General features: G+C 46.1%; 2 protein-coding genes. Both read left to right on the forward strand.

Going from position 1 to position 2680, the window contains the following annotated elements:
• Positions 1–282 (forward strand): hypothetical protein (locus QUB70_RS32230; RefSeq protein WP_332985870.1); only part of this gene is annotated, 282 nt, incomplete at its 5' end.
• 83 nt (positions 283–365) lie between these two features.
• A partial coding sequence (locus tag QUB70_RS32235; protein ID WP_332985872.1) for a two-partner secretion domain-containing protein occupies positions 366–2680 on the forward strand: 2315 nt, incomplete at its 3' end.

Below are 2680 nucleotides of genomic sequence, written 5' to 3' on the forward strand. Positions count from 1 at the left end.
AATATTACTGGTAAAGGAGGAGTACCGGCGAATCCTAATGATGCGCTCAGTAGCGATTCTGCTCAGTTTAATTGGGTAGAACCGAGTGCAGCCAAAAACTCGGCAACAGATGGTATAACAGATAGATTGTCGGTAGGTAATACAGTTAATTCGAGAGAAATCCTCCCGGCTCAAGGTTGGGTGATGAATCAAGGAGGGGAAGTGACGTTGGTGGGATATAATCCGGGGGCTGGTGCTTCTGCTCGTGTTCCGCAGCCGACGGGTGCGTGTGTACCGCGATAGGTACTCTTCATATTTTAGTCGTCGCGCGATCGGTTTTAGTCGTGCGATCGCTTTTACTCATTCCAATTAACAGGAGTTGAACGATGCCCCGCCAATCTTCCGCCCTACTTTTTGCTTTCTTACTACTATTTCCTTTACCCGCCCTCGCTCAAATCGTGCCCGATCCTAGCTTAGGCGCAGAAAGTTCGCGCACTGTTCCCGCAACTATCAACAATTTACCATCCGATCGCATTGAAGGCGGTGCAACTCGCGGCCCTAACTTATTTCACAGTTTCCGAGAATTCAACGTCGGTGAAGGCAGAGGAGCATATTTTGCCAATCCTAACGGCATTGCTAATATTTTCACTCGCATCACAGGTGGCAATCCTTCCAATATTTTAGGAACATTAGGAGTACAAGGAAACGCCAACTTATTTTTAATTAACCCGAAAGGAATTGTCTTCGGCCCCAATGCTCGATTAGATTTACGCGGGTCATTCTTAGCATCAAGTGCTGATAGTATTGTTTTTAACAACGGCTTTGAATTTAGCAGCACTAACCCTAGTGCAGTTCCATTATTAGCGATTAATATTCCTGTGGGTTTGAGATTTCGAGAAAATCCCGGCACAATTGTCAACACTTCCCAAGCAATCGGCCCCACACCAACCTTACCACCATTACCCGTAGAAATTCCGATTTCTAACAAACTCGGTTTAGCAGTAGATCCCGGTCAAACTTTAGCCTTAATTGGCGGTGATATTCAACTACAAGGCGGAAATTTAACAGCTTATACAGGACAAATATTACTGGGCAGTGTGAAAAGTCCAGGTTTAGTGCAATTTGAACCAACGGCTTTAGGTCTGAATTTAAACTACAGCAATATTCAGAACTTCGGCAATATTCAACTCTTAGATTCAGTGATAAATACCAGCGGATTAGGAGGTGGCAAAATTGATATCAGAGGTGGAAACGTCACCGTCAGCAGTTCGGGAATTTATAGCCTAACATTGGGAAATATTGATGGTAGAGGCATTGACATCAACGCCCAAAATTTGCGAGTAGATAAAGGGTCGCAAATTTCCACCTTGACACTGGGAGATGGAAACGGGAGTAATATGAACATCCGCGCTACTGACTCAGTAGAAATGATTGGGTTGGGAATAGGAGGCTATCAGCGATTTTATACCCAATATATATTATCTGGAACCATCAACCCCTTTGACCCCCAAATTGTAATTAATAGTGGTACTGTGGGCAGTGGAACTTCTGGAGAGGTTAACATCGATACCGGACGGCTGCTGTTGCGTGATGGGGTAGTAGGCGGTACCGCCACCCTGGGTGCTGGAAATGGGGGAAATTTGACTGTCCGCGCTAACACTTTCGAGATCGTTAGTTCAGCAATCAATAATGGAACAACTAAGCAAAGTACCGGCTCTGGCGGTAATATCAATATTGAAGCCCAACGCTTAATTGTACGCGATGCTGGTGGTTTGGTCAGCATTAGCCGCAGTGATGGAGCATCAGGAAATATCACGATTAAAACAACTGAATCTGTAGAATTGTCAGGGGGAATTCCTGGAAGTCCCGCACAAACCCGCATCGGTACAAACTCTTTTGATGGCAATGGCAAATCGGGAGATATTACCATTGACACTAAGCGGCTAAGTGTTTCTGATGGAGCCTCAATTAGTTTATCAACGGGTGCGGTTATTGGGCAAGTCGTGTTTTCTAGGAATGGGGGTGTAGGAGGAGATTTAACTGTGAGAGCTTCGGAGTCGATCGAAGTGAGCGGGGTATCTGGAGTTTTGGGAAATGTGGGATTCGGAGCGAGTGCTCTGGCTACTCAAACTTCAAGCTCTGGCCGGGGTGGAGATATCCACCTCTCTACACCGATGCTCGCTCTGCGGAATGGGGGAATTATTTCTGCGGCTTCTTTGGGTGCAGTAGATGCTGGAAATATTACAATTGATGCCGATCGCATAGAAGTTAAAGGTGCGGGGAGTAACGGTCGTTTCGCAAGTAGAATTGAGGCTTCGGCTGGCAGTTTTTCTATTATTGTCAATCCCAACGCTACGGGGAATGCGGGTTCGCTGAATTTGAATGTAAATCAATTGAGTATCCGGGATGGGGCAACGGTTAGCGTTCAGTCTTTAGGGAAGGGAAGGGCTGGCAATATTAATGTTGTAGCTAACTCAATTGCCTTGGATAACAAAGCCCGTATCGACGGTACAACTGACTCTGGCGGTGGGGGAAATATTAATATCAGAGCGCAAGATATCCAATTGCGGCGCAACAGCAGAATTACGACGGATGCAGGTATTTCTGACGGTGGCAATATCAGGATTAACAGCGATCTTTTGGTTGCCCTCCCGCGAGAAAATAGCGACATTACAGCTAATGCTCGCACAGCTACTGGAGG

Source organism: Microcoleus sp. A003_D6, assembly GCF_036702825.1.
GTDB lineage: Bacteria > Cyanobacteriota > Cyanobacteriia > Cyanobacteriales > Microcoleaceae > Microcoleus.